At 66.8% G+C, this 25,787-nt stretch carries 23 protein-coding genes; 17 read left to right on the forward strand and 6 right to left on the reverse strand.

Annotation, left to right across the window (positions count from 1 at the left end; genetic code table 11):
* Positions 1 to 27: 27 nt before the first annotated feature.
* Positions 28 to 1,026: an LLM class flavin-dependent oxidoreductase gene (locus tag AC1Z3W_RS24220; protein WP_483508578.1), complete on the reverse strand. Its 999-nt coding sequence runs from the start codon at positions 1,024 to 1,026 to the stop codon at positions 28 to 30.
* A 643-nt stretch (positions 1,027 to 1,669) separates the two neighbouring features.
* Here AC1Z3W_RS24220 and hpnI point away from each other — a divergent pair.
* The 5 genes from hpnI to AC1Z3W_RS24245 all read left to right on the forward strand — a co-directional run bounded on the left by hpnI (position 1,670) and on the right by AC1Z3W_RS24245 (position 7,024).
* The gene (gene hpnI, locus AC1Z3W_RS24225; RefSeq protein ID WP_175826004.1) at positions 1,670 to 2,845 is read left to right on the forward strand and encodes a bacteriohopanetetrol glucosamine biosynthesis glycosyltransferase HpnI; all 1,176 of its coding nucleotides are present in this window, start codon (positions 1,670 to 1,672) and stop codon (positions 2,843 to 2,845) included.
* A 165-nt stretch (positions 2,846 to 3,010) separates the two neighbouring features.
* Entirely contained in the window at positions 3,011 to 4,453 is a 1,443-nt protein-coding gene (gene hpnJ / locus AC1Z3W_RS24230) for a hopanoid biosynthesis associated radical SAM protein HpnJ (protein WP_311767805.1), read from the forward strand.
* Positions 4,454 to 4,456: 3 nt separating this feature from the next.
* Positions 4,457 to 5,341 carry a hopanoid biosynthesis-associated protein HpnK gene (hpnK, locus tag AC1Z3W_RS24235; protein ID WP_483508580.1) on the forward strand — a complete coding sequence of 295 codons (885 nt, stop codon included), beginning with the start codon at positions 4,457 to 4,459 and terminating at the stop codon, positions 5,339 to 5,341.
* Complete coding sequence (locus AC1Z3W_RS24240) at positions 5,338 to 6,378, forward strand: lysylphosphatidylglycerol synthase domain-containing protein (RefSeq protein WP_057927799.1); 1,041 nt, start codon at positions 5,338 to 5,340, stop codon at positions 6,376 to 6,378. Before hpnK ends, AC1Z3W_RS24240 begins: the two co-directional genes overlap by 4 nt.
* A gap of 88 nt (positions 6,379 to 6,466) precedes the next feature.
* Complete coding sequence (locus AC1Z3W_RS24245) at positions 6,467 to 7,024, forward strand: hypothetical protein (RefSeq protein WP_124835662.1); 558 nt, start codon at positions 6,467 to 6,469, stop codon at positions 7,022 to 7,024.
* A 3-nt stretch (positions 7,025 to 7,027) separates the two neighbouring features.
* Here the strand turns inward: AC1Z3W_RS24245 and AC1Z3W_RS24250 are convergent, their stop codons facing one another.
* On the reverse strand, positions 7,028 to 7,324 hold the full coding sequence (locus AC1Z3W_RS24250; RefSeq protein WP_057927801.1) for a BrnA antitoxin family protein: 297 nt from the start codon (positions 7,322 to 7,324) through the stop codon (positions 7,028 to 7,030).
* Positions 7,308 to 7,604 (reverse strand): BrnT family toxin, encoded by a 297-nt coding sequence (locus AC1Z3W_RS24255; RefSeq protein ID WP_483509587.1) that lies wholly within the window; start codon positions 7,602 to 7,604, stop codon positions 7,308 to 7,310. The genes AC1Z3W_RS24250 and AC1Z3W_RS24255 overlap by 17 nt, the downstream gene beginning before the upstream one ends.
* 397 nt (positions 7,605 to 8,001) lie before the next feature.
* Between AC1Z3W_RS24255 and AC1Z3W_RS24260 the strand changes: the two genes are divergently transcribed.
* The 11 genes from AC1Z3W_RS24260 (at position 8,002) to AC1Z3W_RS24310 (ending at position 20,615) form a co-directional block, all read left to right on the forward strand.
* Positions 8,002 to 8,691, forward strand: coding sequence for an ABC transporter permease (locus AC1Z3W_RS24260; RefSeq protein WP_057927803.1), 690 nt, complete (start codon positions 8,002 to 8,004; stop codon positions 8,689 to 8,691).
* Positions 8,688 to 9,401, forward strand: a complete 714-nt coding sequence (locus tag AC1Z3W_RS24265) for an ABC transporter permease (RefSeq protein ID WP_057927804.1) — start codon at positions 8,688 to 8,690, stop codon at positions 9,399 to 9,401. Before AC1Z3W_RS24260 ends, AC1Z3W_RS24265 begins: the two co-directional genes overlap by 4 nt.
* Before the next feature lie 21 nt (positions 9,402 to 9,422).
* On the forward strand, positions 9,423 to 10,223 hold the full coding sequence (locus AC1Z3W_RS24270; RefSeq protein ID WP_124835661.1) for an ABC transporter ATP-binding protein: 801 nt from the start codon (positions 9,423 to 9,425) through the stop codon (positions 10,221 to 10,223).
* Between the two features lie 21 nt (positions 10,224 to 10,244).
* Positions 10,245 to 11,285: a GlxA family transcriptional regulator gene (locus AC1Z3W_RS24275; protein WP_175826007.1), complete on the forward strand. Its 1,041-nt coding sequence runs from the start codon at positions 10,245 to 10,247 to the stop codon at positions 11,283 to 11,285.
* A gap of 964 nt (positions 11,286 to 12,249) precedes the next feature.
* Positions 12,250 to 13,482 (forward strand): aspartate aminotransferase family protein, encoded by a 1,233-nt coding sequence (locus tag AC1Z3W_RS24280; RefSeq protein WP_057927807.1) that lies wholly within the window; start codon positions 12,250 to 12,252, stop codon positions 13,480 to 13,482.
* A 30-nt stretch (positions 13,483 to 13,512) separates the two neighbouring features.
* Positions 13,513 to 14,565, forward strand: a complete 1,053-nt coding sequence (aruF, locus tag AC1Z3W_RS24285; RefSeq protein ID WP_057927808.1) for an arginine/ornithine succinyltransferase subunit alpha — start codon at positions 13,513 to 13,515, stop codon at positions 14,563 to 14,565.
* Positions 14,562 to 15,593, forward strand: coding sequence for an arginine N-succinyltransferase (gene astA / locus AC1Z3W_RS24290; protein ID WP_057927809.1), 1,032 nt, complete (start codon positions 14,562 to 14,564; stop codon positions 15,591 to 15,593). The genes aruF and astA overlap by 4 nt, the downstream gene beginning before the upstream one ends.
* A 7-nt stretch (positions 15,594 to 15,600) precedes the next feature.
* Positions 15,601 to 17,064: a succinylglutamate-semialdehyde dehydrogenase gene (gene astD / locus AC1Z3W_RS24295; protein ID WP_057927810.1), complete on the forward strand. Its 1,464-nt coding sequence runs from the start codon at positions 15,601 to 15,603 to the stop codon at positions 17,062 to 17,064.
* Positions 17,065 to 17,078: 14 nt separating this feature from the next.
* Positions 17,079 to 18,419: an N-succinylarginine dihydrolase gene (gene astB, locus AC1Z3W_RS24300; RefSeq protein WP_175826008.1), complete on the forward strand. Its 1,341-nt coding sequence runs from the start codon at positions 17,079 to 17,081 to the stop codon at positions 18,417 to 18,419.
* Positions 18,420 to 18,426: 7 nt separating this feature from the next.
* Entirely contained in the window at positions 18,427 to 19,464 is a 1,038-nt protein-coding gene (astE, locus tag AC1Z3W_RS24305) for a succinylglutamate desuccinylase (protein WP_173938504.1), read from the forward strand.
* A gap of 356 nt (positions 19,465 to 19,820) precedes the next feature.
* Positions 19,821 to 20,615: an ABC transporter substrate-binding protein gene (locus AC1Z3W_RS24310; protein WP_057927813.1), complete on the forward strand. Its 795-nt coding sequence runs from the start codon at positions 19,821 to 19,823 to the stop codon at positions 20,613 to 20,615.
* A gap of 114 nt (positions 20,616 to 20,729) precedes the next feature.
* Here AC1Z3W_RS24310 and AC1Z3W_RS24315 read toward each other — a convergent pair whose 3' ends face one another.
* Together AC1Z3W_RS24315 and cdpA are read right to left on the reverse strand one after the other, a co-directional pair.
* Entirely contained in the window at positions 20,730 to 22,238 is a 1,509-nt protein-coding gene (locus AC1Z3W_RS24315) for an HDOD domain-containing protein (RefSeq protein WP_175826010.1), read from the reverse strand.
* 27 nt (positions 22,239 to 22,265) lie between these two features.
* Positions 22,266 to 24,005 carry a cyclic di-GMP phosphodiesterase CdpA gene (gene cdpA / locus AC1Z3W_RS24320; RefSeq protein ID WP_199866607.1) on the reverse strand — a complete coding sequence of 580 codons (1,740 nt, stop codon included), beginning with the start codon at positions 24,003 to 24,005 and terminating at the stop codon, positions 22,266 to 22,268.
* Positions 24,006 to 24,288: 283 nt separating this feature from the next.
* Between cdpA and AC1Z3W_RS24325 the strand changes: the two genes are divergently transcribed.
* Entirely contained in the window at positions 24,289 to 24,840 is a 552-nt protein-coding gene (locus AC1Z3W_RS24325; protein ID WP_057927816.1) for a peroxiredoxin, read from the forward strand.
* Between the two features lie 76 nt (positions 24,841 to 24,916).
* Here AC1Z3W_RS24325 and AC1Z3W_RS24330 read toward each other — a convergent pair whose 3' ends face one another.
* On the reverse strand, positions 24,917 to 25,546 hold the full coding sequence (locus AC1Z3W_RS24330; RefSeq protein WP_057927817.1) for an NAD(P)H-binding protein: 630 nt from the start codon (positions 25,544 to 25,546) through the stop codon (positions 24,917 to 24,919).
* Between the last annotated feature and the right edge of the window lie 241 nt (positions 25,547 to 25,787).

The following is a 25,787-nucleotide window of genomic DNA, read 5'->3' on the forward strand; positions in this document are numbered from 1 at the left end:
CACCCGCCGGCGCGGGCGCCCGTCGGTTCAGCGGCTTTCGTTCGCGAGTTCGTCGCGGATCTGCGCAGCCAGCTCGAACGAGTGCACCCGCGCGGCGTGATCGTAGATCTGCGCGGTGATGATCACCTCGTCCGCGCCCGTCTGCGCGATCCGGTCGCGCAGCTTGTCGCGCACCGTGTCGCGCGAGCCGACGGCCGCGAACGACAGCGCGTGCGCGACGTTCGCGAGTTCGAACTCGCTCGCCTCGAGCACGTCGACGGGCGGCGGCAGCTTGCCCGGCGTGCCGCGGCGCAGGTTGATGAACTGCTGCTGCAGCGACGTGAAGAGGCGTCGCGCCTCGTCGTCGGTATCGGCTGCGAACACGTTGACTCCCACCATCGCATGTGGCTTCGGCCACGCGGCCGACGGCCGGTACTGTGCACGATAGAGCTCGAGCGCGCGCATCAGGTAGTCCGGCGCGAAGTGCGACGCGAACGCGAACGGCAGCCCGAGCATCGCGGCGAGCTGCGCGCTGAACAGGCTCGAGCCCAGCAGCCATACGGGCACGTCCAGCCCCGCACCGGGCACCGCGCGCACGCGCTGGCCGGGCACCGGTTCCGCAAAGTAGCGCTGCAGCTCGGCGACGTCATCCGGAAACGAGTCGGCGCTGCCGATCAGGTCGCGGCGCAGCGCGCGCGATGTGGTCTGGTCGGTGCCGGGCGCGCGGCCGAGCCCGAGGTCGATGCGCCCCGGATACAGCGACGCGAGCGTGCCGAACTGCTCGGCGATCACGAGCGGCGCATGGTTCGGCAGCATGATCCCGCCCGAGCCGACGCGGATCGTCTTCGTCGCGCCCGCGACATGACCGATCACGACGGCGGTCGCCGCGCTCGCGATGCCGGGCATGTTGTGATGTTCGGCGAGCCAGTAGCGCCGGTAGCCGAGGCGCTCCGCGTGCTGCGCGAGATCGACGGTGTTGCGGAAAGCCTGCGCGGCGTCGGCACCGGCGGGAATAGGGGCGAGATCGAGTACGGAAAACGGAATCATCGGGGGTGGCCTTCGAAAGGGGCGGGCGCGGTGATGCGCATGCGCAACAGATGCCGACGATTTTGCCAAAGGGTTCCGGAACGCGCTGGCGACGCGCGGATACCCATGCGCCTTTCAGGGGTGCAAGGCGGGATGTCGTGATCGTTGCAAAAATCGATCTAATCGTCGATTAATTACCAATCTTTACGGCGATTGGACGTGTCTTCGCATCGGCGTACAAATTTCCACGAAAGGTTTGATTTTCAAGACTGCAATACGCCTGCAAAGCGCTTACGCTAGCGTGAACGTCGTGGCACCAGAAGGGTCGGCCGGCCGCACAGCTTTGCCGAAATCGCACAAGTCCGTTTCGTGCGGTACCCGAGCGTGGGTGGGCTCGGGCTGCTAAAATCCGGCGCCTGTCCATGTTGTGCCGATGGTTGCCATTCGAATCTTCCCGCACCCCGTCCGGGCGTCGCGCGAGGATGTGCCACGCGAAGCCGGGGATGGCCCCTTTCGGGGAATGGGCCGTGCCTCCCCATTACACAGACGCTGCTGGAACAAGGAGTCGGGTCGTGCCCGCGTTCGTTGCTGTCGGAATACCCAATCACGTTCAACCAGGTTCGATCGATCGGCAGGGCGTCCGCGTCGCCGGGGGGCGTCGCGCATGACGCCGACCGTCACGCTGCTCGACTGGCTCCTGATCGCGTTCACGCTGGCCGCGGCCGGCTATGCGCTCGTCGCGGCGTTCGCGCCCGGGGCACGCACGCCGCGCACCGCCGCGCGCGACGGGTTTGAGCCCGTCAGCGTGCTCAAGCCGCTGTGCGGCGCGGAGCCGCATTTGTACGAGAACCTCGCGACGTTCTGCGAGCAGCGCCACCCGCGCCATGAAGTGCTGTTCGGGGTCGCGTCGGCGGCCGATCCGGCCGTCACTGTCGTCGAGCGGCTGCGCGCCGATTATCCGGAATGCGACATCACGCTGGTGATCGACGCGCGCGTGCACGGCAAGAACCTGAAGGTCAGCAACCTGATCAATCTCGCCGAACGCGCGAAGTACGGCCGCATCGTGATCGCGGACAGCGACATCGCGGTGAAGCCGGACTATCTCGAGCGCGTGACGGCGCCGCTCGCCGACGCGTCGGTCGGGGTCGTCACGTGCCTGTATCATGCGCGCAGCGTCGGCGGTTTCTGGACGCGGATCGGCGCGCAGTTCGTCGACGCCTGGTTCGCGCCGTCGGTGCGGATCGCGCACCTCGGCCGCTCGAGCCGCTTCGGTTTCGGCGCGACGCTCGCGCTGACGCGCGACACGCTCGACCGGATCGGTGGGTTTCTCGCGCTGAAGGATGAGCTTGCCGACGATTTCTGGCTTGCGGAACTGCCGCGCCGCCTCGGGCGACGCACCGTGCTGTCCGAGGTCGAGGTCGCGACCGACGTGATCGAGCCGTCGTTCGGGCCGCTCTGGCACCGCGAGACGCGCTGGCTGCGCACGATCCGCTCGCTGAACCCGACCGGCTTCGCGTTCCTGTTCATCACGTTTACCGCGCCGTGGCTCGCGGTCGGCGCGGCGCTCGCGCTGCGTCTCGACGGCACCTTCGCCGGCACGCTGGCGGGTGGCGCGGCCGTCGTGGGCGCGTTCGGGCGGCTGGTGCTGCACGCGCGCGGCGAGGACGGCTGGCGTGCGTTCTGGCGCGATCTGCCGCTCGTCGCCGTGCGCGACACGCTGCTCGCGCTCGAATGGCTCGCGGCCGCGTTCGGCACGCACGTCGTGTGGCGCGGCGCGAGGATGACGGTCGTCGGCGGCGAACGCGCGACGGCCGCGGTGGAAGGCGTGGACGGCCGCTAAGGTACGTTTCCCGAGGGAGCGGCCATGCGCCCGTTCCCGATCGAATTCGGCCGGAGGGCCGAGACGCGCCGCGCGGCCACGCCGCGCGACGCGACATGACAGAGAGGCGGGCGCCGGCAGGGCGGCCCGCGGTTTATTGACTGAATCGTTGAAACGAATCGAACTATGCAGGCTACCGGAGCATTCATGAAAACGCTGTTCTTGCAGGCCCCTTCGTATGACGGCTTCGACGGCGGAGCCGGCTCGCGCTACCAGGCGAAGCGCGAAATCCGTTCCTTCTGGTACCCGACGTGGCTCGCGCAGCCGGCCGCGCTCGTGCCGGGCAGCCGCGTCGTCGATGCACCGGCCGACGGCCTGTCGGTCGAGGAGACGCTGAAGATCGCCAACGACTACGACCTCGTGATCATCCACACGAGCACGCCGTCGTTCCCGACCGACGCGATGTTCGCGCAGGATCTCAAGAAGATGAAGCCGTCGATGCTGGTCGGCATGGTGGGCGCGAAGGTGATGGTCGATCCGCACAACTCGCTCACGGCGAGCGAGGCAATCGACTTCGTGTGCCGCGAGGAATTCGACTACACCTGCAAGGAAATCGCCGAAGGCAAGCCGTTCCCGCAGATCAAGGGCTTGAGCTGGCGCGCGAAGGACGGCTCGATCGAGCACAACGAAGCGCGGCCGATCCTCGAGAACATGGACGAACTGCCGTTTGTCGCGCCCGTCTACAAGCGCGACCTGAAGATCGACAACTACTTCATCGGCTACCTGAACTATCCGTACGTATCGATCTACACGGGCCGCGGCTGCAAGTCGCGCTGCACCTTCTGCCTGTGGCCGCAGACGGTCAGCGGCCATCGCTACCGCACGCGCTCGGTCGAGAACGTGCTCGCGGAAGCGAAGTGGATCCGCGACAACATGCCGGAAGTGAAGGAACTGATGTTCGACGACGACACCTTCACCGACGACCTGCCGCGCGCCGAAGCCATCGCCATCGGCTTGGGCAAGCTCGGCATGACGTGGTCGTGCAACGCGAAGGCGAACGTGCCGTACAAGACGCTGAAGGTCATGAAGGAAAACGGCCTGCGCCTGCTGCTGGTGGGCTTCGAATCCGGCGACGACCAGATCCTCGTGAACATCAAGAAGGGCGTGCGCACCGATTTCGCGCGCCGCTTCAGCGCGGACTGCAAGAAGCTCGGCATCAAGATCCACGGCACCTTCATCCTCGGCCTGCCGGGCGAGACGCAGGAGACCATCAAGAAGACGATCGAGTACGCGAAGGAAATCAATCCGCACACGATCCAGGTGTCGCTCGCCGCGCCGTATCCGGGCACGACGCTGTACAAGCAGGCCGTCGAGAACGGCTGGATGGAAGAGAACAAGACCATCAACCTGGTCAGCAAGGAAGGCGTGCAGCTCGCGGCGATCGGCTATGCGCACCTGTCGCGCGACGAGATCTATCACCATCTCGAGCAGTTCTATCGCCAGTTCTACTTCCGTCCGTCGAAGATCTGGGAAATCGTCCGCGAGATGCTGACGAGCTGGGACATGATGAAGCGCCGGCTGCGCGAAGGCGTCGAATTCTTCCGCTTCCTGCGCGCGCACGAGGCCTGATTCGTGACGACGCAGCGGGCGGCGCCGGCGCTGATCTTCACCGCGGACGACTTCGGGCTGCATCCGCGCGTCAACGCGGCGGTCGAGCGCGCGCATCGCGACGGCGTGCTGAACGCCGCGAGCCTGATGGTCGGTGCGCCCGCCGCCGAGGATGCGATCGAATGCGCGCGGCGGCTGCCGTCGCTCGCGGTCGGCCTGCATCTGGTCCTCGCGGACGGGCCGGCCACGCTGCCCGCGCATGAGATACCCGCGCTCGTCGGCCCCGACAGGCGGTTCGGCGATGCGATGGCGAAGGACGGCTGCCGCTTCTTCTTCCTGCCGCATGTGCGTGCGCAGCTGCGCCGCGAGATTCGCGCGCAGTTCGACGCGTTCGCGGCGAGCGGCCTGCCGCTCGACCACGTGAACGCGCACAAGCATTTCCACCTGCATCCGACCGTGCTGTCGATGATCATCGAGATCGGCCGCGACTACGGGCTGCGCGCGGTGCGGCTGCCGTACGAAACGAGCGCGCCCGCGCTGCTCAAGCCGTGGATCGCGCTCGTGCGCGCCCGGCTCGACCGCGCGGGGCTCGCACACAACGACTACGTGGTCGGCATCGAGCATACGGGTGCGATGGACGAGGGTGTGCTGCTCGACGCGCTCGCGGCGCTGCCGCCCGGCGTCGGCGAGATCTACTGTCATCCGGCCGAGGCCGGCGACGGCCCGATCACGCCGACGATGGCCGATTACCGGCCGGTCGACGAACTGGACGCGCTGCTGTCGCCGCGCGTCGCGGCCGCGCTGAAGGCGGCCGGCGTCGCGACCGGCGGGTTTGCGGACGTGTTCGGCCAGCCCGCGGTGCGCCGCGGCATGCGCGCGGCGCGCGAAGCGGGGACGCAGCCGTCATGACCAAGTGGATCAAATGGCTCGGCTGGCCGATCGGCATCGGGATCCTGCTCGCGCTGGGGCTGCACGAAGGCGTCGGCGACGTGTCGCAGATGCTCGAGCGCGCCGGCTTCGCGTTGCTGTGGCTCGTGCCGTTCCACGCGCTGCCGCTGCTGCTCGACGCGTATGCGTGGCACCAGCTGCTCGACCGGCGCGCGTCACTCTCGTTCCTGTGGTGGATCGCGACCGTGCGCGAAGCGGTGAACCGGCTCTTGCCCGTGGTCGGGATCGGCGGCGAGCTGGTCGGGATCCGGATGGCGCGCTGGCAGGTGCCCGACGCGAGCCGCGTGACCGCGTCGGTGATCGTCGAGGTGCTGGTGACGATCGTCGTCCAGTATGCGTTCGCGGCGCTCGGCCTCGTGCTGCTGCTCGCGACCACGCACGACATGGGCGGCGGCACGATCGGCCTCGCGCTGCTGCTGACACTGCCGTTGCCGGTGCTCGGCGTCGTGCTGATGCGGCGCGGCGGAATTTTCCACGCGATCGAGCGGTTCGCCGGGCGTCTGCTCGGCGATTCGCACCGGTTGCTGCAGGGCGTCGACGGCCGCCGGCTCGATGGCGACATCGATGCGCTGATGTCGCGCACGGCGCTGCTGTTCAGCGCGTTCTTCTGGCAGCTGTCCGGCTACGTGCTCGGCTCGCTCGAAATCTACTGGGCGCTCGCGCTGCTCGGTCATCCGGTATCGATCGGCGGTGCGATCGCGATCGAGGCGATGACGCAGGCCGTGCGGCATGCGGCGTTCATGGTGCCCGGCGGCCTCGGCGTGCAGGAGGCGACCGTCGTGCTGCTCGCGCAGATGTTCGGCGTCGATCGCGAGACGGCACTGTCGCTCGCGCTGGTCAAGCGCGGCCGCGAGGTGCTGTTCGGCTGCCTGGCGCTCGGCTCGTGGCAGCTTGCCGAACTCGTGCGCACGCGCCGCCGCATCCGCGCGGTGCCGGCCGTGTCGCGCGCCCCGCAGGCGCGTCGCGAGACCGACGCACAAACCGAAACGACGCATTGATCACGAGACGGGCCGCGCGGTCCGTCTCGCGCTTTTGGCGTGGCGCGGGTATCCTTGCCGCGTGTTTTCTCGACGCGCATTTCTTCCGATGATTTTCCGTTTCCGGCTGCTTCCCGTGACAATGCTGGCCGCCGCGCTGGCGCTGACCGGCTGCGACGACAAGCAAGGCAATCTCGACGTGCAACGCATCAGGGACTTTTTCAACGCGATCAAGCCGGCCCCGCTGCTGCTGAAGGGGCTGAAGGCCGGCGTATCGACCGAAGCCGACGTGCGCGCCACGATGGGCAAGCCCGAGACCGAGCGCGCCTTCACCGACGGCTCGAAGCGCCTCGAATATCCGCGCGGCCCGATGGGCAACCAGACCTGGTTCGTCGACCTCGACCCGAACGGGTACTACATGGGCGCGACGCAGGTGCTGACCGCCGAGAATTTCGCGAAGGTGCGCCCCGGGATGAACGAGGACGAGGTGCGGCGCCTGCTCGGCAAGCCGGGCGACATCGCGCAGTACCCGCTGAAGCCCGAGACGGTGTGGAGCTGGCGCTGGCTCGAGGACGGCGTCAACACCGATGCGTTCTTCAACGTCCATTTCGGCCCGGACGGGCTTGTCTATACGACTTCGCGCTCCGACATCCTGAAAGGGCGGTGACGTTCAGGCGCGGTGCTTCTTCAGCCATTCGCGCAGCGCGTCGTTCATGCGCGTCTGCCAGCCGGGGCCGTCAGCCCGAAACGCGGCGAGGATGTCTGCGTCGTAGCGGATGCTGACCTGTTCCTTCGGGCGCTCGAGCTTCGGACGCCCGAATTTTTTCGCGACGACCTCGACGAACGGCTCCATCGCATCGATTTCTTCGTCGCTGAGTTCATGGGCGTCCGGATCGGCGGCGATGCCGCGCGCGATCGCCGCTTCTTCCTCGGGCGTGTTGCGGATGAATTTAACCGCCTTTTTCATATCGAATCATCTCTCGGTTGTTGGCCTTGCGCAGGCTGACGACACGCAGCGTGCGGCCGCGCGGGACGACGATCGCCGTGTGAAGGCGCTCGCCGATCGGCACTAGACAGATCCAGCGCATCTCACCGTAATCCCGGCGGGTGTCCGGCCACGCGCACGCGGCTTCCCACTCGGGGAATTCGGCCATTCGCAACGAGATGCCGTGTTTTAGCCGGTTCGACAGATCCTTGGCCTCGTCGAAAACGAATGGAATTCCGACTAATTGTGGATGCAAAAACATGAGGTGACAAGGGTTTTTGTAGATGCAAAAATGGAGCGCCGTCGCCGGGGGCATCGAATGTGCGCGTATGGCGTTGCGGGCCTGAGCGAGCGATTGTGTGGCGCGTGTCCGGATGTGCCCATTCGGCCCGATGGCCAGTCCGTCGCTATATCGAAAAAGCGACCGGAAAATTGCAAAAAACCCGCTTCCCTGCGTGTCATCCGACTGTCAGGAAGCGGGTTTTTTCCTTTTGAAACAGTGGCGTAGCCCGTGCTTGCAAATGGTGGGACGAATTGCTGCGGCGCAGCAAACGTGTGTGCGGTGATTTGAGGCAATCAATTTCGCTTGCGACTATCCGCGTCAGCCCGGCGCAGGAGAGATATGCGTGCCGGTGTCCATATCAACACTGGAGACGCGCGTGTTCCTTTACGGCTTTGGTCCCGTCCTCTGGGCAGGCACCGTGCAGACCATCGAGCTGTCGGTGCTGTCGCTCGCCGCTGCGGTGGCGCTGGGGCTGATCGGCGCGGTGGCGAAGCTGTCGCATAACCGGGTGGTGCGAGCGATCGCGACCGGTTATACGACGCTGATTCGCTCGGTGCCCGATCTCGTCCTGATGCTGCTGTTGTTCTATAGCATCCAGATCTGGCTGAACCAGTTCACCGACCTCGTCGGCTGGGACCAGATCGACATCGATCCGTTCGTTGCCGGCGTGCTGACGCTCGGCTTCATCTACGGTGCGTACTTCACCGAGACGTTCCGCGGCGCGTTCCTGTCGGTGCCGCGCGGCCAGCTTGAGGCCGGCGCGGCGTACGGGATGAGCGGGATGCGCGTGTTCGTGCGGATCATGTTTCCGCAGATGATGCGCTTCGCGCTGCCGGGCATCGGCAACAACTGGCAGGTGCTCGTGAAGGCGACCGCGCTGGTGTCGATCATCGGCCTCGCGGACGTCGTGAAGGCCGCGCAGGACGCCGGCAAGAGCACCTTCAACATGTTCTTCTTCATCCTCATTGCGGCGCTGATCTACCTTGCGATCACGACCGTTTCCAACCTCGTGCTGATCCAGCTCGAGAAGCGTTATTCCATGGGCGTGCGGCACGCAGAACTATGATCGAGATCCTCCAGGAATTCGGCCAGGCGTTCCTTTACTGGGACGGCCAGCGCATCTCCGGCCTTGCGGTGACGCTGTGGCTGCTCGTCGCGTCGATTTCGCTCGGCTTCGTGTGCGCGGTGCCGCTTGCGGTTGCACGCGTGTCGAAGAAGAAGTGGCTGTCGATGCCGGTGCGGTTCTACACGTACGTCTTTCGCGGTACGCCGCTCTACGTGCAGTTGCTGCTGATGTACACGGGCATGTACAGCCTCGAGTTCGTGCGCTCGCACTCGCTGCTCGACGCGTTCTTCAGGAGCGGCTTCAACTGCGCGATCCTCGCGTTCGCGCTGAACACCTGCGCGTATACCACCGAGATCTTCGCGGGTGCGATTCGTGCGATTCCGCACGGCGAGGTCGAGGCGGCGCGTGCCTACGGGATGTCGCCGTTCACGATGTACCGCCGGGTGATCCTGCCGTCGGCGCTGCGCCGTGCGCTGCCGCTGTACAGCAACGAGGTGATCCTGATGCTGCACGCGACCACCGTGGCGTTCACGGCGACCGTGCCCGACATCCTGAAGGTCGCGCGCGACGCCAATTCCGCGACCTACATGGCGTTCCAGTCGTTCGGAATCGCCGCGCTGATCTATCTTGCGGTATCGTTCGCACTCGTCGCGGCATTTCGCCGGGCGGAGCGCCACTGGCTCGCGTATCTCGCGGCCGGCCGTCATTGATTTCACTTCGAGGAGAGCCAGTTGGCCGAGATCACTCAAACGAGCGCGTCCGCTTCCGTCAAGCTTGCCGCGGTCGACATTCACAAGCGTTACGGCGATAACGAGGTGTTGAAGGGCGTGTCGCTGAACGCGAAGGCCGGCGATGTCATCAGCATCATCGGCGCGAGCGGTTCGGGCAAGAGCACGTTCCTGCGCTGCATCAATTTTCTCGAGCGGCCGAATGCGGGGCAGATCGTCGTCGACGGCGAGGCCGTGCGCACGAAGACCAACCGTGCCGGTGCGCTCGAGGTTGCCGATCACAAGCAGTTGCAGCGTATCCGCACCAAGCTCGCGATGGTGTTCCAGCACTTCAATCTGTGGGCGCACATGAACGTGCTCGAGAACGTGATGGAAGCGCCGGTGCACGTGCTCGGCATTTCGAAGAAGGAAGCCGAGGAGCGTGCGCGCGAATATCTCGAGAAGGTCGGCCTCGCGCCGCGCGTCGAGAAGCAGTATCCGTCGCACCTGTCGGGCGGCCAGCAGCAGCGTGTCGCGATCGCGCGTGCGCTCGCGATGCATCCCGACGTGATGTTGTTCGACGAGCCGACGTCGGCGCTCGACCCGGAGCTCGTCGGCGAAGTGCTGAAGGTGATGCAGAAGCTGGCCGAGGAAGGCCGCACGATGATCGTCGTCACGCACGAGATGGGTTTTGCGCGCAACGTGTCGAACCACGTGATGTTCCTGCATCAGGGGCGGACCGAGGAAGAGGGTGATCCGAAGGAGGTGCTGGTGCGTCCGCAGAGCGAGCGTCTGAAGCAGTTCCTGTCGGGCAGCCTCAAGTAACGCGAAGGGCGGGTTTCATACGTGGTACCGGTGTCTCGTCCCGCAGGCGCCACCCGCACGACGCAGGTGGTGATCGTTGCATTGCCGCCCGTGTCGATGTCGGGCGTGGGTCCGATCGTCGATGCGTTGAATCTCGCGAACGAGATCGACGGGCGCTTGCTGTATCGCTGGCAGGTGTGTTCGTGGGACGGGCGGCCGGTGCCGCTCGCCGGTGGTGCGCAGTGGCATGCCGATGCGTCGTTCAACGATGCGATCGCGTGCGACTGGCTGATCGTCGTGTCGGAGCGGTTTCAGCAGTTTGCCGACTATCGGTTGTTTCTCGCGAGTCTCGCGCGGGTCGGGCAGCGCACGCCCGTCGTGACCGGGATTCATCACGGTGTGTGGTGGCTCGCGATGGCCGGGCAGCTTTCCGGATATCGGGTGAGCGTGAACTGGGAGACGTATCAGCAGTTCGCCGAACAGTTCGAGCGGTCGATCGTCACGCAGCAGATCTTCGAGATTGATCGCGATCGGGCGACCTGTGCCGGTGGGCAAGCCACCGTGGACTTCATGCTGGCCATGATTGGCCGGGAACATGGGGCGGATCTCTCGGAGCGGATTGCTGATGCGCTCGGGGCCGGGACGCTGCGGAGTGGTGAGGAGCGCCAACGGATTCCTTTTGTTACCGCGCCCGGTGAGCGACATCCTCGGTTGAATGATGCTTTGCTTTTGATGGAAGCCAATATCGAGGATCCTTTGACGACCGATGAGATCGCCGGGCTCGTGGGCGTTTCACGCCGGCAACTGGAGCGGCTCTTTCGGCAGTATCTCGGGGCGATGCCCTCAAAGTATTACCTCAATCTTCGGTTGCTCAAGGCACGGACGCAGTTGCAGCGGACCAGCAAGTCGGTGGTTCAAGTTAGTCTTGCTTGCGGGTTTTCTTCTGCTGCGCATTTTTCCAATGCTTACCGCGAGCGGTTTGGCGTTACGCCTCGGGAAGATCGACGGGCCTGGCTCGAGAAGCAGACAGGCGGTGGGAGCGAGCCTCGGGGTGGGGCGCTTGTCGAGCGCGGGAAAGATTGAGGGTGTGTTTGGCGGTGCGATTTCGTTTGGCGGTACGCCTGCTTTTTCGTGAAGCACCTGCAATCGTATCGGTCTATTAGCGTCGCCCCTGCGCGGGGCGGCGGTTACTTTTCTTTGTCTTGCCAAAGAAAAGTAACCAAAAGAAAGGCGCCCGGATAACGCATGACTTCCCGGTGCCGTGGTCCACCGAGTGGCCCTCGCCTAAGTGTCCGCGCCAGTGAAGAACGGGGAGTGGTTCGAGCAAGGGTTCTGACACCATTCACCACCCAGCGGAGCGGTATACCGCCCGCCAGCTCCGTCCTCGCTTCGCTCGGCCGACAGGTCCACACATCCCGTTTCAACGCTGTCGGTCGATTGGTTTCCACAATCGGGGCCGGTAATGCATCAATCCAGTAAATCGAAGACATCCTTGTCGTGGCGCGGGCGCCTTACTGATCGGAGAACTGATCAGTGGGTGGGTGCTGGGATGGCGTGGGCGCATGAATTGCGACGAAGCACCTTGCAGCCGAGCGTAGCGAGGATGGAGCTGGCGGGCGGTATACCGGTCTGTTATGGGGCGTGGCGCGTCAGAACGCTTGTTCGAACCACTCCCCGTTCCTCACTGGCGCGGACACTTAGGCGAGGGCCACTCGGTGGACCATGGCACCGGGAAGTCATGCGTTATCCGGGCGCCTTTCTTTTGGTTACTTTTCTTTGGCAAGACAAAGAAAAGTAACCGCCGCCCCGCGCAGGGGCGACGCTAATAGACCGACACGATCACAGGTGCTTCACGCCAAACACAGGGCGAACCACCCGAAAAGCCCCAAAATACGGCCACCAACCGAAGCCCCCGCCGGGAGGGGGGCAAAATAGACCGAAGAAAAGCGCTTCCGATAGAACCCGTCGCAATTCCGCAAGACGCTTGCGTCACCCTTACCTAAACTTGATCCTGTTGAACCCTCTTACGAAACCGAAAGGAACGACCATGACGACCTCGACCGTGACCCGCCAGACATTCGACGAAGTGATGGTGCCGGTATTCTCCCCCGCGCCGTTCGTGCCGGACCGTGCAGAGGGCTCGCGCGTGTGGGACACGGCCGGCCGCGAATACGTGGACTTCGCCTGCGGCATCGCGGTGACGTCGCTGGGCCACGGCCATCCGGAACTGCTGAAGGTCCTGGACGAACAAGGCCGCAAGCTCTGGCACATCGGCAACGGCTACACGAACGAGCCGGTGCTGCGCCTCGCGAAGCGCCTCGAATCGCTAACCTTCGCCGACCGCGCATTCTTCGCGAACTCGGGCGCGGAAGCGAACGAAGCCGCACTGAAACTCGCCCGCCGCGTTGCATTCGACCGCCACGGCGCCGATAAATACGAAATCGTGTCGTTCGTCCAGTCGTTCCATGGCCGCACGTTCTTCACGGTCAGCGTCGGCGGCCAGCCGAAATACTCGGAAGGCTTCGGCCCGGTGCCGGCCGGCATCAAGCACCTGCCGTTCAACGACATCGAAGCCGCAAAGGCCGCAATCGGCCCGCAAACCTGCGCGGTGATCGTCGAGCCGGTGCAGGGCGAAGGCGGCGTGATCCCGGCCGATCCGGCCTTCCTGAAGGCACTGCGCGAAACATGCGACGCGAACGATGCACTGCTGATCTTCGACGAAGTGCAAACGGGCGTCGGCCGCACGGGCCAGTTCTACGCGTACATGGACACGGGCGTTACGCCGGACATCCTCACGACCGCAAAAGCACTCGGCAACGGCTTCCCGATCGGCGCGATGCTGACGACGAACGAACTGGCCGCGCACTTCAAGGTCGGCGTGCACGGCACGACGTACGGCGGCAACCCGCTCGCTTCGGCTATCGCGGACAAGGTCGTCGAACTGATCGGCGACCCGGCCCTGCTCGAAGGCGTGCGCGAACGCAGCGTGCGGCTGAAGGGCGCGCTGGAACGCATCAACGCACGCTTCGGTATTTTCAAGGACATCCGCGGCAAGGGCCTTCTGGTCGGCGCGGAACTGACCGCCGCATTCGACGGCCGTGCGAAGGACTTCGTCACTGCCGCCGCCGAGAACGGCCTGATCATGCTGATCGCCGGCCCGAACGTGCTGCGCTTTGTCCCGTCGCTCGTGATCCCGTTCGACTTGCTCGACGAAGGCGTGAAGCGCTTCGAGAAGGCGGTCGAACAGGTGCTCGCGGCCCAGGAAGCCACCGCGCGCTGATCGGCGCGCCCATCGCAGACAGGAACGACGATGCTATTTGTTCGCCCCGGCAAACTCACGGATCTCGATGCGCTCGCGCACATGGCGCGCACCGCGCAGCCGGTCCTGCACTCGCTGCCGCACGACCGCGCGGCGCTCGAAGCGCGCGTGGCGCTCTCCGAGGATTCGTTTCGCGCGGACGTCGACTTCGCCGGCGAGGAGTTCTATCTCTTCGTGCTCGAGGACTCGTCAACGGGCAAGCTGCTCGGCACGGCGAGCATCGTGGCCGCGGCCGGCTACTCGGAACCGTTCTACGCGTTCCGCAACGACGCACTGATCCACGCGTCGCGCGAGCTGCACGTGAATCGCAAGATCCACGCGCTCACGATGTCGCACGAGCTGACCGGCAAGAGCCGGCTGGCGGGCTTCTACGTCGATCCGTCGCTGCGCGGCGACGCGGCCGCGCACCTGATCTCGCGTGCGCGGATGATGTACATCGCCGCGAACCGCCGCCGCTTCACGCCGGAAGTGTTCACGCTGCTGCTCGGCGTGAGCGACAACACGGGTGCATCGCCGTTCTGGGAAGCGGTGGGCCGCAAGTTCTTCGGCCGCAACTTCACCGACGTCGACATCGCGTCGGGCGGTCGCAGCCGCACGTTCATCGCGGAAGTGATGCCGGCCTATCCGCTCTACGTGCCGCTGCTGCCGGAAGCCGCGCAGCGCGTGCTCGGCGAGCCGAACGAAACGGCGCTGCTCGCGTACGACATCCATCTCGAGGAAGGCTTCGAACCGGACCGCTTCGTCGACATCTTCGACGCGGGCCCGGTGCTGACCGCGCAGGTCGACCGCACGGCGTGCGTGAAGCACGGCGCGGAGCGCACCGTGCGCGAAGCGGCGCGGCAGCAGGGCGACGTGGCGTACATGGTGTCGACGGGCAGCGGCGAATCGTTCCGCTGCGTGCTGGCCGACCTGCCGGGCGACACGGCCCATGCGCCGCTGGCCGGCGACGTGCGCGCGGCGCTCGATGTAAAGGATGGCGATGTCGTGCGCTGCGTGCCGCTGCACCGCCGCGACGATGAAGAGATGAAGGGAGACGCAGCATGATCGTCGTTCGGGTCGTACAAACGGGCGACGTCGACGCGCTCGTGTCGCTCGCGAAGGAAACCGGGCCGGGCCTGACCACGTTCAAGCCCGACCGCGACGCGCTCGCCGCGCGCATCGAACGCACGCGCCGCACGCTCGAGGGCGAGGCCGCGGCCGGCGAGGCCGGCTACTTCTTCGTGATGGAAGAGTCGAAGACGGGCGACATCGCGGGCGTGTGCGGGATCGAGACGCAGGTCGGCCTCGAACAGCCGTTCTACAACTATCGCGTGAGCACGGTCGTGCACGCGAGCCAGGAACTCGGCGTGTGGACGCGGATGTCCGCGCTCAATATCTCGCACGACCTGACGGGCTATGCGGAAGTGTGCTCGCTGTTCCTGAGCCCGCGCTATCGCACGGGCGGCGTGGGCGGCCTGCTGTCGCGCTCGCGCTTCATGTTCATCGCGCAATTCCGCGAGCGCTTTCCGGAACGTATCTGCGCGGAACTGCGCGGCCACTTCGACGAGGACGGCACGTCGCCGTTCTGGCGCGCAGTCGGTTCGCACTTCTACCAGATCGATTTCAACGCGGCCGACTACCTGAGCTCGCATGGCCGCAAGTCGTTCCTCGCGGAACTGATGCCGCGCTATCCGGTGTACGTCGACCTGCTGCCGCAGGACGCGCAGGATGCGGTCGGCCTCACGCACCGCGACACGCTGCCGGCGCGCAAGATGCTCGAAGCGGAAGGGCTGCGCTACCAGAACCACGTCGACATCTTCGACGCGGGCCCGGTGCTCGAATGCCACGTCAACGACCTGCGCACGGTGCGCGAGAGCGTCGTCGTGCCGGTCGCGATCGGCGTGCCGGATGCGCGCGACGACGCACCGAAGTCGCTCGTGTCGAACACGTCGCTGAACGATTTCCGCGTCGGCGTCGCGCCGGGCGTGGTCGCGAACGGTGCGTTCGTGCTGTCGGCCGACGATGCCGTCGCGCTCGACGTGAAGGCAGGCGATCCGGTCCGCGTGCTGCCGCTCAAAGTCAAACAGGGATAAACGAATCATGACGGAACTCTTCATCGACGGCGCCTGGGTCGCAGGCTCGGGCCCGGTCTTCGCTTCGCGCAACCCGGGCACCGACGCGATTGCATGGCAGGGCGACAGCGCGTCGGCGGCCGACGTCGACCGCGCGGTCGCGAGCGCGCGCCGCGCGTTCGCCGGCTGGTCGACGCTCGACTTCGAAGCGCGCTGCGCGATCGTCAAGCGTTTCGCGGCGCTGCTCACCGAGCGCAAGGAAGCGATCGCCACGGCAATCGGCCGCGAGACCGGCAAGCCGCTGTGGGAAGCGCGCACCGAAGTCGCGGCGATGGCCGCGAAGGTCGGCATCTCGATCCAGGCGTACCAGGAACGCACCGGCGAGAAGCGTCAGGACATGGCCGACGGCGTCGCGGTGCTGCGCCATCGCCCGCACGGCGTCGTCGCGGTGTTCGGCCCGTACAACTTCCCCGGCCACTTGCCGAACGGTCATATCGTGCCGGCGCTGATCGCGGGCAACGCGGTCGTGTTCAAGCCGTCGGAGCTCGCACCGGGCGTCGCGCGCGCGACGGTCGAGGTATGGCAGGAAGCCGGGCTGCCGGCCGGCGTGCTGAACCTCGTGCAGGGCGAGAAGGACACGGGCATCGCGCTCGCGAACCATCGGCAGATCGACGGCCTCTTCTTCACGGGCAGCTCGGATACCGGCACGCTGCTGCACAAGCAGTTCGGCGGCCGTCCGGAAATCGTGCTCGCGCTCGAGATGGGCGGCAACAACCCGCTCGTGATCGGCGAGGTCGAGGACGTGGACGCGGCCGTGCACCACACGATCCAGTCGGCGTTCCTGTCGGCCGGTCAGCGCTGCACGTGCGCACGCCGCATCTTCGTGCCGCAGGGCGCGTTCGGCGATCGCTTCCTCGCACGCTTTGCCGACGTGACGTCGAAGATCACGGCCGACGTGTTCGACGCCGATCCGCAACCGTTCATGGGCGCGGTGATCTCGGCGCGCGCGGCCGCGAAGCTCGTCGACGCGCAGTCGCGCCTGATCGAGCAAGGCGCGAAGCCGATCATCGAGATGGCGCAGCGCGATTCGCGCCTGGGCTTCGTGAACGCGTCGATCATCGACGTGACCGGCGTGGCGAACCTGCCCGACGAGGAACACTTCGGCCCGCTCGCGCAGATCGTCCGCTACGCGACGTTCGACGAAGCGATCGAGCGCGCGAACGACACGGCGTTCGGCCTGTCCGCCGGCCTGCTGGCCGACGACGCGCACGCATGGGATCACTTCCGCCGCACGATCCGTGCGGGGATCGTCAACTGGAACCGCCCGACCAACGGCGCATCGTCCGCCGCGCCGTTCGGCGGCACCGGCCGCTCGGGCAACCATCGTCCGAGCGCGTACTACGCGGCCGACTATTGCGCGTATCCGATGGCGTCGGTGGAAAGCACGCAACTGACCTTGCCCGCGAGCCTGTCGCCGGGCCTGCACTTCTGATCGAGGGAACGACGATGAACGCACAAGAAGCCAATTTCGACGGACTCGTCGGCCCGACCCACAACTACGCCGGGCTGTCGTTCGGCAATGTGGCGTCGCTCAACAACGAGAAATCGGCCGCGAATCCGAAGGCGGCGGCGAAGCAGGGGCTGCGCAAGATGAAGCAGCTCGCGGATCTCGGCTTCGCGCAAGGCGTGCTGCCGCCGCAGGAGCGGCCGTCGTTGCGGCTGCTGCGCGAGCTCGGCTTCTCCGGCAAGGATGCGGACGTGATCGCGAAGGCCGCGAAGCAGGCGCCCGAGCTGCTCGCCGCGGCGAGCTCGGCGTCGGCGATGTGGACCGCGAACGCGGCGACCGTCAGCCCGTCGGCCGACACGGGCGACGGCCGCGTGCACTTCACGCCGGCGAACCTGTGCAGCAAGCTGCATCGCGCGATCGAGCACGACGCGACGCGCCGTACGCTGTCGACGCTGTTCGCCGATCCCACCCATTTCGCGGTGCACGAAGCGCTGACCGGCACGCCGGCACTCGGCGACGAAGGCGCGGCGAACCACACGCGCTTCTGCGCCGAATACGGCAAGCCGGGCGTCGAGTTCTTCGTGTACGGCCGTGCGGAATACCGCCGCGGCCCGGAGCCGAAGCGCTTCCCGGCGCGCCAGACCTTCGAGGCGAGCCGCGCGGTCGCGCATCGCCACGGGCTTGCGGCAGAAGCGACGGTCTATGCGCAGCAGGATCCGGACGTGATCGACGCAGGCGTGTTCCACAACGACGTGATCTCGGTCGGCAACCGCGACACGCTGTTCACGCACGAGCGCGCGTTCGTCAACAAGCAGGCGATCTACGACACGCTGACGGCCGCGCTCGACGCACGCGGCGCGCGGCTGAACGTGATCGAGGTGCCCGAGGCGGCCGTGAGCGTGAACGATGCGGTCACGTCGTACCTGTTCAACAGCCAGCTGCTGTCGCGCGCGGACGGCTCGCAGGTGCTCGTCGTGCCGCAGGAATGCCGCGAGAACGCGAACGTTGCCGCCTATCTCGACCGGCTCGAGGCCGGCAACGGCCCGATCCGCGACGTGCTCGTGTTCGACCTGCGCGAAAGCATGAAGAACGGCGGCGGACCCGCATGCCTGCGCCTGCGCGTCGTGCTGAACGACGCCGAGCGTGCGGCCGTCACGTCGAACGTGTGGATGAACGACACGCTGTTCGCGTCGCTCGACGCGTGGATTGAGAAGCACTACCGCGACCGTCTCGCACCGGAAGACCTCGCCGATCCGACGCTGCTCGACGAATCGCGCACGGCGCTCGACGCGCTCACGCAGATCCTGCGCGTCGGGTCGCTGTATGACTTCCAGCGCTGAGCCACGCATGCCGGCCGCCGCGCTGCTCGACGACTTCCTCGCGTTCACGCTCGCGGGCGACGCGCCGGCCGTGAAGGACGGCGCGTGCGCCGACGGTGCGGTGCGCTGGCAATGGCTCGGTGACGGGCTGCTCGCGCTGGAGCCGGCGGCGGGCGACGATGCCGATGCGTCGCCGCGCGCGAGCGTGCTCGTGTCGGCCGGCGTGCATGGCGACGAGACCGCGCCGATCGAGCTGCTGTCGATGCTCGTGCACGATCTCGCAGCGGGCACGCTGCCGCTCGCGTGCCGGCTGCTCGTCGTGCTCGGCAACGTGCCGGCGATGCGCGCGGGCGAGCGCTATCTCGACGACGACCTGAACCGCCTGTTCAGCGGCCGTCACGCGCAAGTGCCGACGAGCCGCGAAGCGCCGCGTGCGTTGCAGCTCGAAGCGGCGGCCGCCGCGTTCTTCGCGGCCGCGCCGACGGGCGGTGCGCGCTGGCACATCGACATGCACACGGCGATCCGTGCATCGGTGTTCGAGCAGTTCGCGCTGCTGCCGCACACGGGCACGCCGCCGACCCGCGCGATGGTCGAATGGCTGGGCGATGCGCGCATCTCGGCCGTGCTGCTGCATACCGCGAAGGGCAACACGTATTCGCATTACACGGCCGAGCAATGCGGCGCGCTCGCGTGCACGCTGGAGCTCGGCAAGGTGCGGCCGTTCGGCCAGAACGACCTGTCGCGTTTCGCGCCGGCCGACCGTGCGGTGCGCAAGCTCGTCTCGGGCGCGGCGCGTGACGCTGGCGCCTCGTTGCCGCGCGTGTTCACCGTGATCGATCAGATCACGAAGCAGAGCGACGCGCTCGAGCTGTTCGTCGCGTCCGACGTCGCGAACTTCACCGCGTTCTCGCGCGGCACGGTGCTCGCGCAGGACGGCGACTACCGCTACACGGTGAAGCATGACGAGGAGCGCATCGTGTTCCCGAATCCGACCGTGAAACCGGGACTGCGTGCGGGGTTGCTCGTCGTCGACACGACGCGCGACACGCTTGCGGCACTCGTCTGACCCATGACCGGCTGCTTGCGGCTGCGGTGATCCGCGGCCCGCGCACCGCCCGGCAACAATTCCATTTTTGAGATGACGCCCGTACGCCGCGCAGACGGCCCGCGCGTCGCGCTTGCGTATTTGCGACATCGTCTTGCAAGTTCGCCGGGCCGCCGGGCTGCTGCCGGCGCACGCAGCGCAGCATCGCGTGCCGGCGGCCGCTTTGCCATATCGGGCCGCGCGGATTGGTACAATCGCGGCCTTGCGGCTGTTGCGCCGCATCAAGGCGCGGCATCGGGATTGTCGTTGTCATCCGACCCTGCAATGATGCATGCGCCCGTAGTTCCGGAACATTCGAGTATCGAGGAGAACACCTGATGAAGTTGGATTGGCGTAAAGTGGCCGCGCACGCGGTAGTGGCGGCATCGGCCGTGGCGGCAGGCAGCGCGACGGCAGCGGATCTGAAGGAGATCCGGTTCGGCGTCGAGGCCTCGTACGCGCCGTTCGAATACAAGACGCCCGACGGCAAGCTGACCGGCTTCGACATCGACATCGGCAACGCGGTGTGCGCGAAGCTGAAGACGAAGTGCGTGTGGGTCGAGAACGACTTCGACGGCTTGATCCCCGCGCTGCAGGCGCGCAAGTTCGATGCGATCAACTCGGACATGACGATCACCGACCAGCGCAAGCACGCGATCGCGTTCACCGATCCGATCTACACGATCCCGAACCAGCTGATCGCGAAGCACGGCAGCGGCCTGCTGCCGACCCCGCAAGCGCTGAAGGGCAAGCGCGTCGGCGTGCTGCAGGGCACGATCCAGGAAGCGTACGCGAAGAAGAAGTGGGCGCCGGCCGGCGTCGAGGTCGTGCCGTACCAGACGCAGGACCTGGCCTACGCCGACCTGAAGTCGGGCCGTCTCGATGCGACGTTCCAGGATTCGGAAGCCGGCTCGAAGGGCTTCCTGTCGAAGCCGCAAGGCCAGGGCTTCGGCTTCGCCGGCGGCACGGTCAGCGATGCCGAGATCCTCGGCTCGGGCGTCGGTTTCGGTCTGCGCAAGAACGACGCGGCACTGAAGACCGCGCTCGATCAGGCGCTGAAGGAGCTGAAGTCCGACGGCACGATCGACAACCTCGCGAAGAAGTACTTCAGCGTGCCGGTCACGCTCAAGTAAGCGTTTCGATCCGTCGCACGATGCAGCCGGCCGCTTTCGCGGCCGGTTTGCATTTGGGGCGCCGCTCGTCGCACACGTGCCGGCGAGGCGGCCGCCGGCTGCGTGTCGCGTGCATCACGCGGGGAAGAACCGCCCCAGTTCGCGCGCGAGCTCGTTGAGCACGCCCATCTCCTGCTGCGTGATCTTGCGCGCGGGCTGCGCGCCGGCCCAGTCGCCGTACAGCAGGCCGACGGTCTTCGTGCCGACGCGCACCGGCAGCAGCACGAATGCGCGCGTGTCGGGGAGCGCATCGAGGTACCACGCGGGCAGGCGCTTCACCATCTTCGGCTCCTGCGCCTGCTCGATGAAGATGCCGACCGAGTTCGTGATCGCGAGATGGAACACGTCCGGTTCGAAGCGCTCGTCGAAGCACAGCCGGTCGAGCGCTGCATCGACGCCCGGGCCGAAGCCGAGACGCGCGGCGAACGAGCCGTCGTCACGACGCACGAACATCACGGTGCGCGTGAACGCGAGGCCTGCGAGCAGGCTCTCCGACGCGAGCGCGAGTACTGGCGTCAGCACGTGCTCGGACGGCAGCGCGCGCAGGTCGGCGAGGCCGGCTTCGAGGCACGCCTCGGGCTCGGGCTGCGCCCGCGCGATCGCGTCGGCGTTCGCGCGCAGCTCGACGATCTCGCGCATCACGGTGTCGCTTGCTTCCTCGCGTGCGAGCCGGTCGGCAATTTCCACCAGCGCGTCGGAATCGATCTCCAGCTCCTGCCCGTAGTACTGCGCGAGCACCGCGATGTCCGCGTCGCGCTGCGGGCCCGCGGGCATCGCGAGCGCACCGGCGACATCGGTCGAGCAGCGGCTCACCGCACGCAGCCAGTGCACGCGCTCGGCGCCTTCGTCGCCGTAGGCTTCGGGCCGATGGCGATCGTCGCGGTCGTCGTCCTCGTCGAGGATGGCGGCGTGCGCGGTGCGACCGTCGCCGTCGGCCATCCCGGCGCGGATCACGTCGGGCAGCCGCCAGCTCGCGGCAGCCTCGAGACCGATCTCGTCGAAGCCGACGCCCAGCACGTCGACGCACGCGGCCGCGTCGTCGCCGTTCAGCTCGGCGGCGCGGCGGCGGATCCGGTCCCATTCGCTGTCGAGATAGCAGACCACGAGCAGCTTGCCGACCTGGCGCATCAGCGTGCAGACGATGGCTTCCTCGCCGCCGCGCAGCTCCGCATGCTCGGTGAGCTTGCGGGCGACGCAGCCGGAGAGCAGCGCGCGGTTCAGCTCGAGCTTCGCGTCGATGCGGCGCGGCGTGCTGTGGTGGAAATGGTCGACGAGCTTCAGCCCGACGACGAGATGGCCGACCGTGTCCATGCCGAGCACCATCAGTGCTCGCGTGACGGTCGTGATGTTGCCGCCGAACGCCATGTACATCGCGGAGTTGGCGAGCCGCAGGACTTTCTGCGTGAGCGCGAAATCCGACAGCACGACGCGTACGAGCGCGGTGAAGTCGAGATCGTCGTTCTTCATCGCGGCCATCGTCGCGCGTAGCGATTCCGACAGCAGCGGGAAGTCGCCCCGTTCGCTCATGCGGGCCCACAGCTTGTCGAGCAGCGCCGTGCGGGGCAGGTGTGCAGTGATTGACATACGGATCAGTCCGGTTCGCCGCGCGCGTCAGGCGGCGTGCAGGCGCAGCTGCTGCGCCTCGAAGCGCCGGGCGAGTTCCTCGGACGGCAGCGCCTGGCACACGAGCCAGCCTTGGATATGGTTGCAGCCCATCTCGGTCAGCAGCTCGCGCTGCGCCTCGGTTTCGACGCCTTCGGCGACGAGCTCGAGATCGAGCGTTTGCGCGAGGCCGACCACCGCCGACACGATCGCGCGATCGTTGCGCGACGTCAGCAGGTTCTCGACGAAGCTGCGGTCGATCTTCAGCTTCGCGAGCGGGAAGCGCTGCAGGTACGCGAGACTCGAATAACCGGTACCGAAATCGTCGATCGCGAAGCGGATGCCGAGCTCGGTCAGCTCCTCGAGCAGCCCCTTCGCCTGTACGGGGTCGTGCATCAGCAGGCTTTCGGTGATTTCCAGCACGATGCGGCGCGGGTCGATGCCCGTCAGCGCGATCGCCTCGCGCACGCTTTGCGTGAAGCGCGGGTCGCGGAACTGCTGCGGTGACACGTTGACCGCCACATACTGCAGCGCGAGCCCCTGGTGGTCCCAGGCGACGAGCTGCATGCACGCGGCCTTGAGTACCCAGTTGCCGAGATAGTTGATCAGGCCGATCGATTCGGCGAGCGGAATGAAGGTCGCTGGCGGCACGAGGCCGTGTACCGGATGACGCCAGCGGATCAGCGCCTCGACGCCGTCCACCGTACCGGACTGGCTACGCGTGATCGGCTGGAAATGGAGCGAGAATTCGCCGTTGCGCACGCCGTCGTACAGATCGGCCTCGAGCTTGAGCCGTTCCGCGTCGGCCGGGTCGTCGACCGGCTCGTGAAACGCGAGTGCATTGCCGCCCGACGCCTTCGCCTGCGCGAGCGCATGGTCGGCGCGGCGCAGCAGCGGGCTGTGGTGCTGCGCGCGATGGGGCGCAGTACGTTCGTCCGGGTACAGTGCGATGCCGATGCTCGCGGACAGGTGCACGGTCTGCCCCTGGAACACGTAAGGTTCGCGCACGGCGGCCTGCAGTCGGCGCGCGAGCGCGTCCGCGGCGTTGCTCGCGCGCGTGCGGTCCGGGGCACTGAACACGATCGCGAACTTGTCGCTCGCGACGCGCGCGAGCTGCTCGCCGGGCGCGACGAGCGCCCGCAGCCGCTGCGCGGTGTCGCGCAGCAGCGTGTCGCCGGCGTCGTAGCCGAGCGCGCGGTTGATGCGCTGGTAGTCGTCGAGGTCGAGCAGCAGCAGCGCCGCGCACGTGCCGCTCTCGTCGGCGGCCTGCTGCGCGCGCATCAGCGCGGGCACGAGCGCGGACAGGTTGTCGAGTCCCGTCATCGGATCGTGGTGCATCTCGTACGTCAGGCGGGCCTCGAGCGCACGCCAGGCCGACACGTCGAACGCCGCGATCGCGAAGCCGTCGACGCCGTGGTGGCGGCTCTTGAACGCGCGGATTTCCACGTCGAGCGGGTAGGTGAGCGACTTGACGATGCACATCGTCGCCTTCTCGACCTGGCCGGAGCGCGCGGCGCGCGCAAGCAGGCCTTCGAGCGCCGCGGTATCCTGTTCCGCGATCAGGTCGCGCAGCGTCAGCGTGTGCAGGTAGTCGCGGTGATAACCGATGAAGCGCAGGCTTGCATCGGATACGTACAGAAAGCGCAGCTCGCGGTCGACATGGGCGAGGAAATCCACCGTGCCGACCGTCTGTTCCAGCCAGTTGCGCACGGTATCGTCGCGCCGCGGCGCGCCGGCGCGCGCAGGCATCAGCGCGCCGCCCGACCAGGCGAAGCGGCGCAGCGTATGCAAGGCATTGCGCCAGGAGCCCTTGCGTGGCGTCTGTTTCCTGTTGGCTTCCATGTTTCTCGCTGACGTGAAGGGCTGGAACCGGTTGTCCGGAAGGAATAACGGCAGGCTGCGCGGAATCTTTAACCGGCCAGCCGGCAGCGGCTGGCACTGCCGCTGAACCGGGGCGTACATGCCGGCGTTCGACGGGCGAACGCCGACGTGGCCTCGATCGAGGCTGACTTTATAAGAAATGAGGACGCAGATGAAGCGAAAACTATTGGTGGGCGCCGCGGCGGCGCTGCTGGTGGCCGGTCATGCGCTGGTCGCGCAGGCGCAACCGAAGCCGGGCGACATGGCGCCCGACTTCACGACGCAGGCGTCGCTGGGCGGCAAGACTTACACGTACTCGCTCGCCGATGCGCTGAAGCACGGGCCGGTCGTGCTGTACTTCTACCCGGCCGCGTTCACGAAGGGTTGCACCATCGAGGCGCATGCGTTCGCGGACGCCGTCGATCGTTACAAGGCTTACGGCGCGACGGTGATCGGCGTATCCGCCGACAACATCGACACGCTGACCCGGTTCTCCGTGAGCGAATGCCGCAGCAAGTTCCCGGTCGCGGCCGATCCGGACGCGAAGATCATCCGCCAATACGACGCGAAGCTGCCCTTGCTCGATCGCGCGAACCGCGTGTCCTATGTCATTTCGCCGGAAGGGAAGGTGCTGTACGAGTACACGAGCCTGTCGCCCGACAAGCATGTCGAGAACACGCTCGGCGCGGTGAAGGCGTGGGCCGACGCACATCCGAAGCAGTAAGCCGCGGGCAGCCAGCCCGCATCGCGGGCCGCAGGCGCGACGAAACGCGCCGCCCGGGTGGCGGCGCGCGCATGGGTTACGCGCGCAATGCCTGTTCGATCGGCGCGCCGCCGCCGACGAACCCGATGACCTTGCGCGAGATGCCAAGCTTGATCGCCTCGATCGCGGCCCATGCCACATCCTGGCGCGACACCGGTGGCGCGGCGTCGAGCGGCTCCTCGGTCAGCGCGATCTTGCCGACGCCCGGGCCGTCCGCGAGCGGGCCGGGGCGCAGGATCACGTAGTCGATGCCCGACGCGATCACGCGCTCGTCGCCTTCGCGCTTCATCTGCGAATAGTGGCGCAGCGCGTCGCCGCTGCGCTCCGGCCAGTACGCGGTCAGCGAGCTGATCACGACCAGCTTTTGCACGTTGTAGGCGAGCGCATGCTCGGCCGCGCGCGCGACCGCGTCGCGATCGATCTGCTCCTCTTCGGCTGCGCCTTCCGATTCGGCCGAGCCGGCAGCGTAGATCACGTGCGTGATGCCCTGGAATGCGTGCGAGAAATCGCCCGTCAGATCGGCCTCGACGACCTTCGCGCCCGGCAGCACATAGCCGTGCCGGCGCACCAGCGCAGTCACCTCGAATTCCGGCTGCTTGAGCAGCAGATCCGCGCACGCCAGGCCTGTGCGGCCGGTCGCGCCAATCAGCAGTACCTTCGTCGTCATGAAACCGCTCCTTGCTCGATGCGTCATCCTTCCAGATAGGGACGGACGACCGATACTCAAGTGTATGTCGATTTGGGCCGGCGGCGCGCGGGTAATTGGGGCTGTACCGCTCGAGGCTTGCCGGCGAGGCCGGGCGGGGCCCCGTCGGTGCGCCGCTGTGCGCGCGGATTGCGGGATCGACCCGCCGACCGGCTATCATGTGCGCGATGCATTTTTCGCCGCTACGCAATACAACGCGGCG

It is taken from the genome of Burkholderia sp. 10_S31 (assembly GCF_056930375.1).

What these genes read in the sequence shown, in the direction of transcription:
- AC1Z3W_RS24220 (WP_483508578.1), bottom strand. Translation starts at nt 1,026, where the DNA reads ATGATTCCGTTTTCCGTACTCGATCTCGCCCCTATTCCCGCCGGTGCC.
- hpnI (WP_175826004.1), top strand. Translation starts at nt 1,670, where the DNA reads ATGACGCCGACCGTCACGCTGCTCGACTGGCTCCTGATCGCGTTCACG.
- hpnJ (WP_311767805.1), top strand. Translation starts at nt 3,011, where the DNA reads ATGCAGGCTACCGGAGCATTCATGAAAACGCTGTTCTTGCAGGCCCCT.
- AC1Z3W_RS24240 (WP_057927799.1), top strand. Translation starts at nt 5,338, where the DNA reads ATGACCAAGTGGATCAAATGGCTCGGCTGGCCGATCGGCATCGGGATC.
- AC1Z3W_RS24245 (WP_124835662.1), top strand. Translation starts at nt 6,467, where the DNA reads ATGATTTTCCGTTTCCGGCTGCTTCCCGTGACAATGCTGGCCGCCGCG.
- AC1Z3W_RS24250 (WP_057927801.1), bottom strand. Translation starts at nt 7,324, where the DNA reads ATGAAAAAGGCGGTTAAATTCATCCGCAACACGCCCGAGGAAGAAGCG.
- AC1Z3W_RS24255 (WP_483509587.1), bottom strand. Translation starts at nt 7,604, where the DNA reads ATGTTTTTGCATCCACAATTAGTCGGAATTCCATTCGTTTTCGACGAG.
- AC1Z3W_RS24265 (WP_057927804.1), top strand. Translation starts at nt 8,688, where the DNA reads ATGATCGAGATCCTCCAGGAATTCGGCCAGGCGTTCCTTTACTGGGAC.
- AC1Z3W_RS24280 (WP_057927807.1), top strand. Translation starts at nt 12,250, where the DNA reads ATGACGACCTCGACCGTGACCCGCCAGACATTCGACGAAGTGATGGTG.
- aruF (WP_057927808.1), top strand. Translation starts at nt 13,513, where the DNA reads ATGCTATTTGTTCGCCCCGGCAAACTCACGGATCTCGATGCGCTCGCG.
- astA (WP_057927809.1), top strand. Translation starts at nt 14,562, where the DNA reads ATGATCGTCGTTCGGGTCGTACAAACGGGCGACGTCGACGCGCTCGTG.
- astD (WP_057927810.1), top strand. Translation starts at nt 15,601, where the DNA reads ATGACGGAACTCTTCATCGACGGCGCCTGGGTCGCAGGCTCGGGCCCG.
- astB (WP_175826008.1), top strand. Translation starts at nt 17,079, where the DNA reads ATGAACGCACAAGAAGCCAATTTCGACGGACTCGTCGGCCCGACCCAC.
- astE (WP_173938504.1), top strand. Translation starts at nt 18,427, where the DNA reads ATGCCGGCCGCCGCGCTGCTCGACGACTTCCTCGCGTTCACGCTCGCG.
- AC1Z3W_RS24310 (WP_057927813.1), top strand. Translation starts at nt 19,821, where the DNA reads ATGAAGTTGGATTGGCGTAAAGTGGCCGCGCACGCGGTAGTGGCGGCA.
- AC1Z3W_RS24315 (WP_175826010.1), bottom strand. Translation starts at nt 22,238, where the DNA reads ATGTCAATCACTGCACACCTGCCCCGCACGGCGCTGCTCGACAAGCTG.
- cdpA (WP_199866607.1), bottom strand. Translation starts at nt 24,005, where the DNA reads ATGCCTGCGCGCGCCGGCGCGCCGCGGCGCGACGATACCGTGCGCAAC.
- AC1Z3W_RS24325 (WP_057927816.1), top strand. Translation starts at nt 24,289, where the DNA reads ATGAAGCGAAAACTATTGGTGGGCGCCGCGGCGGCGCTGCTGGTGGCC.
- AC1Z3W_RS24330 (WP_057927817.1), bottom strand. Translation starts at nt 25,546, where the DNA reads ATGACGACGAAGGTACTGCTGATTGGCGCGACCGGCCGCACAGGCCTG.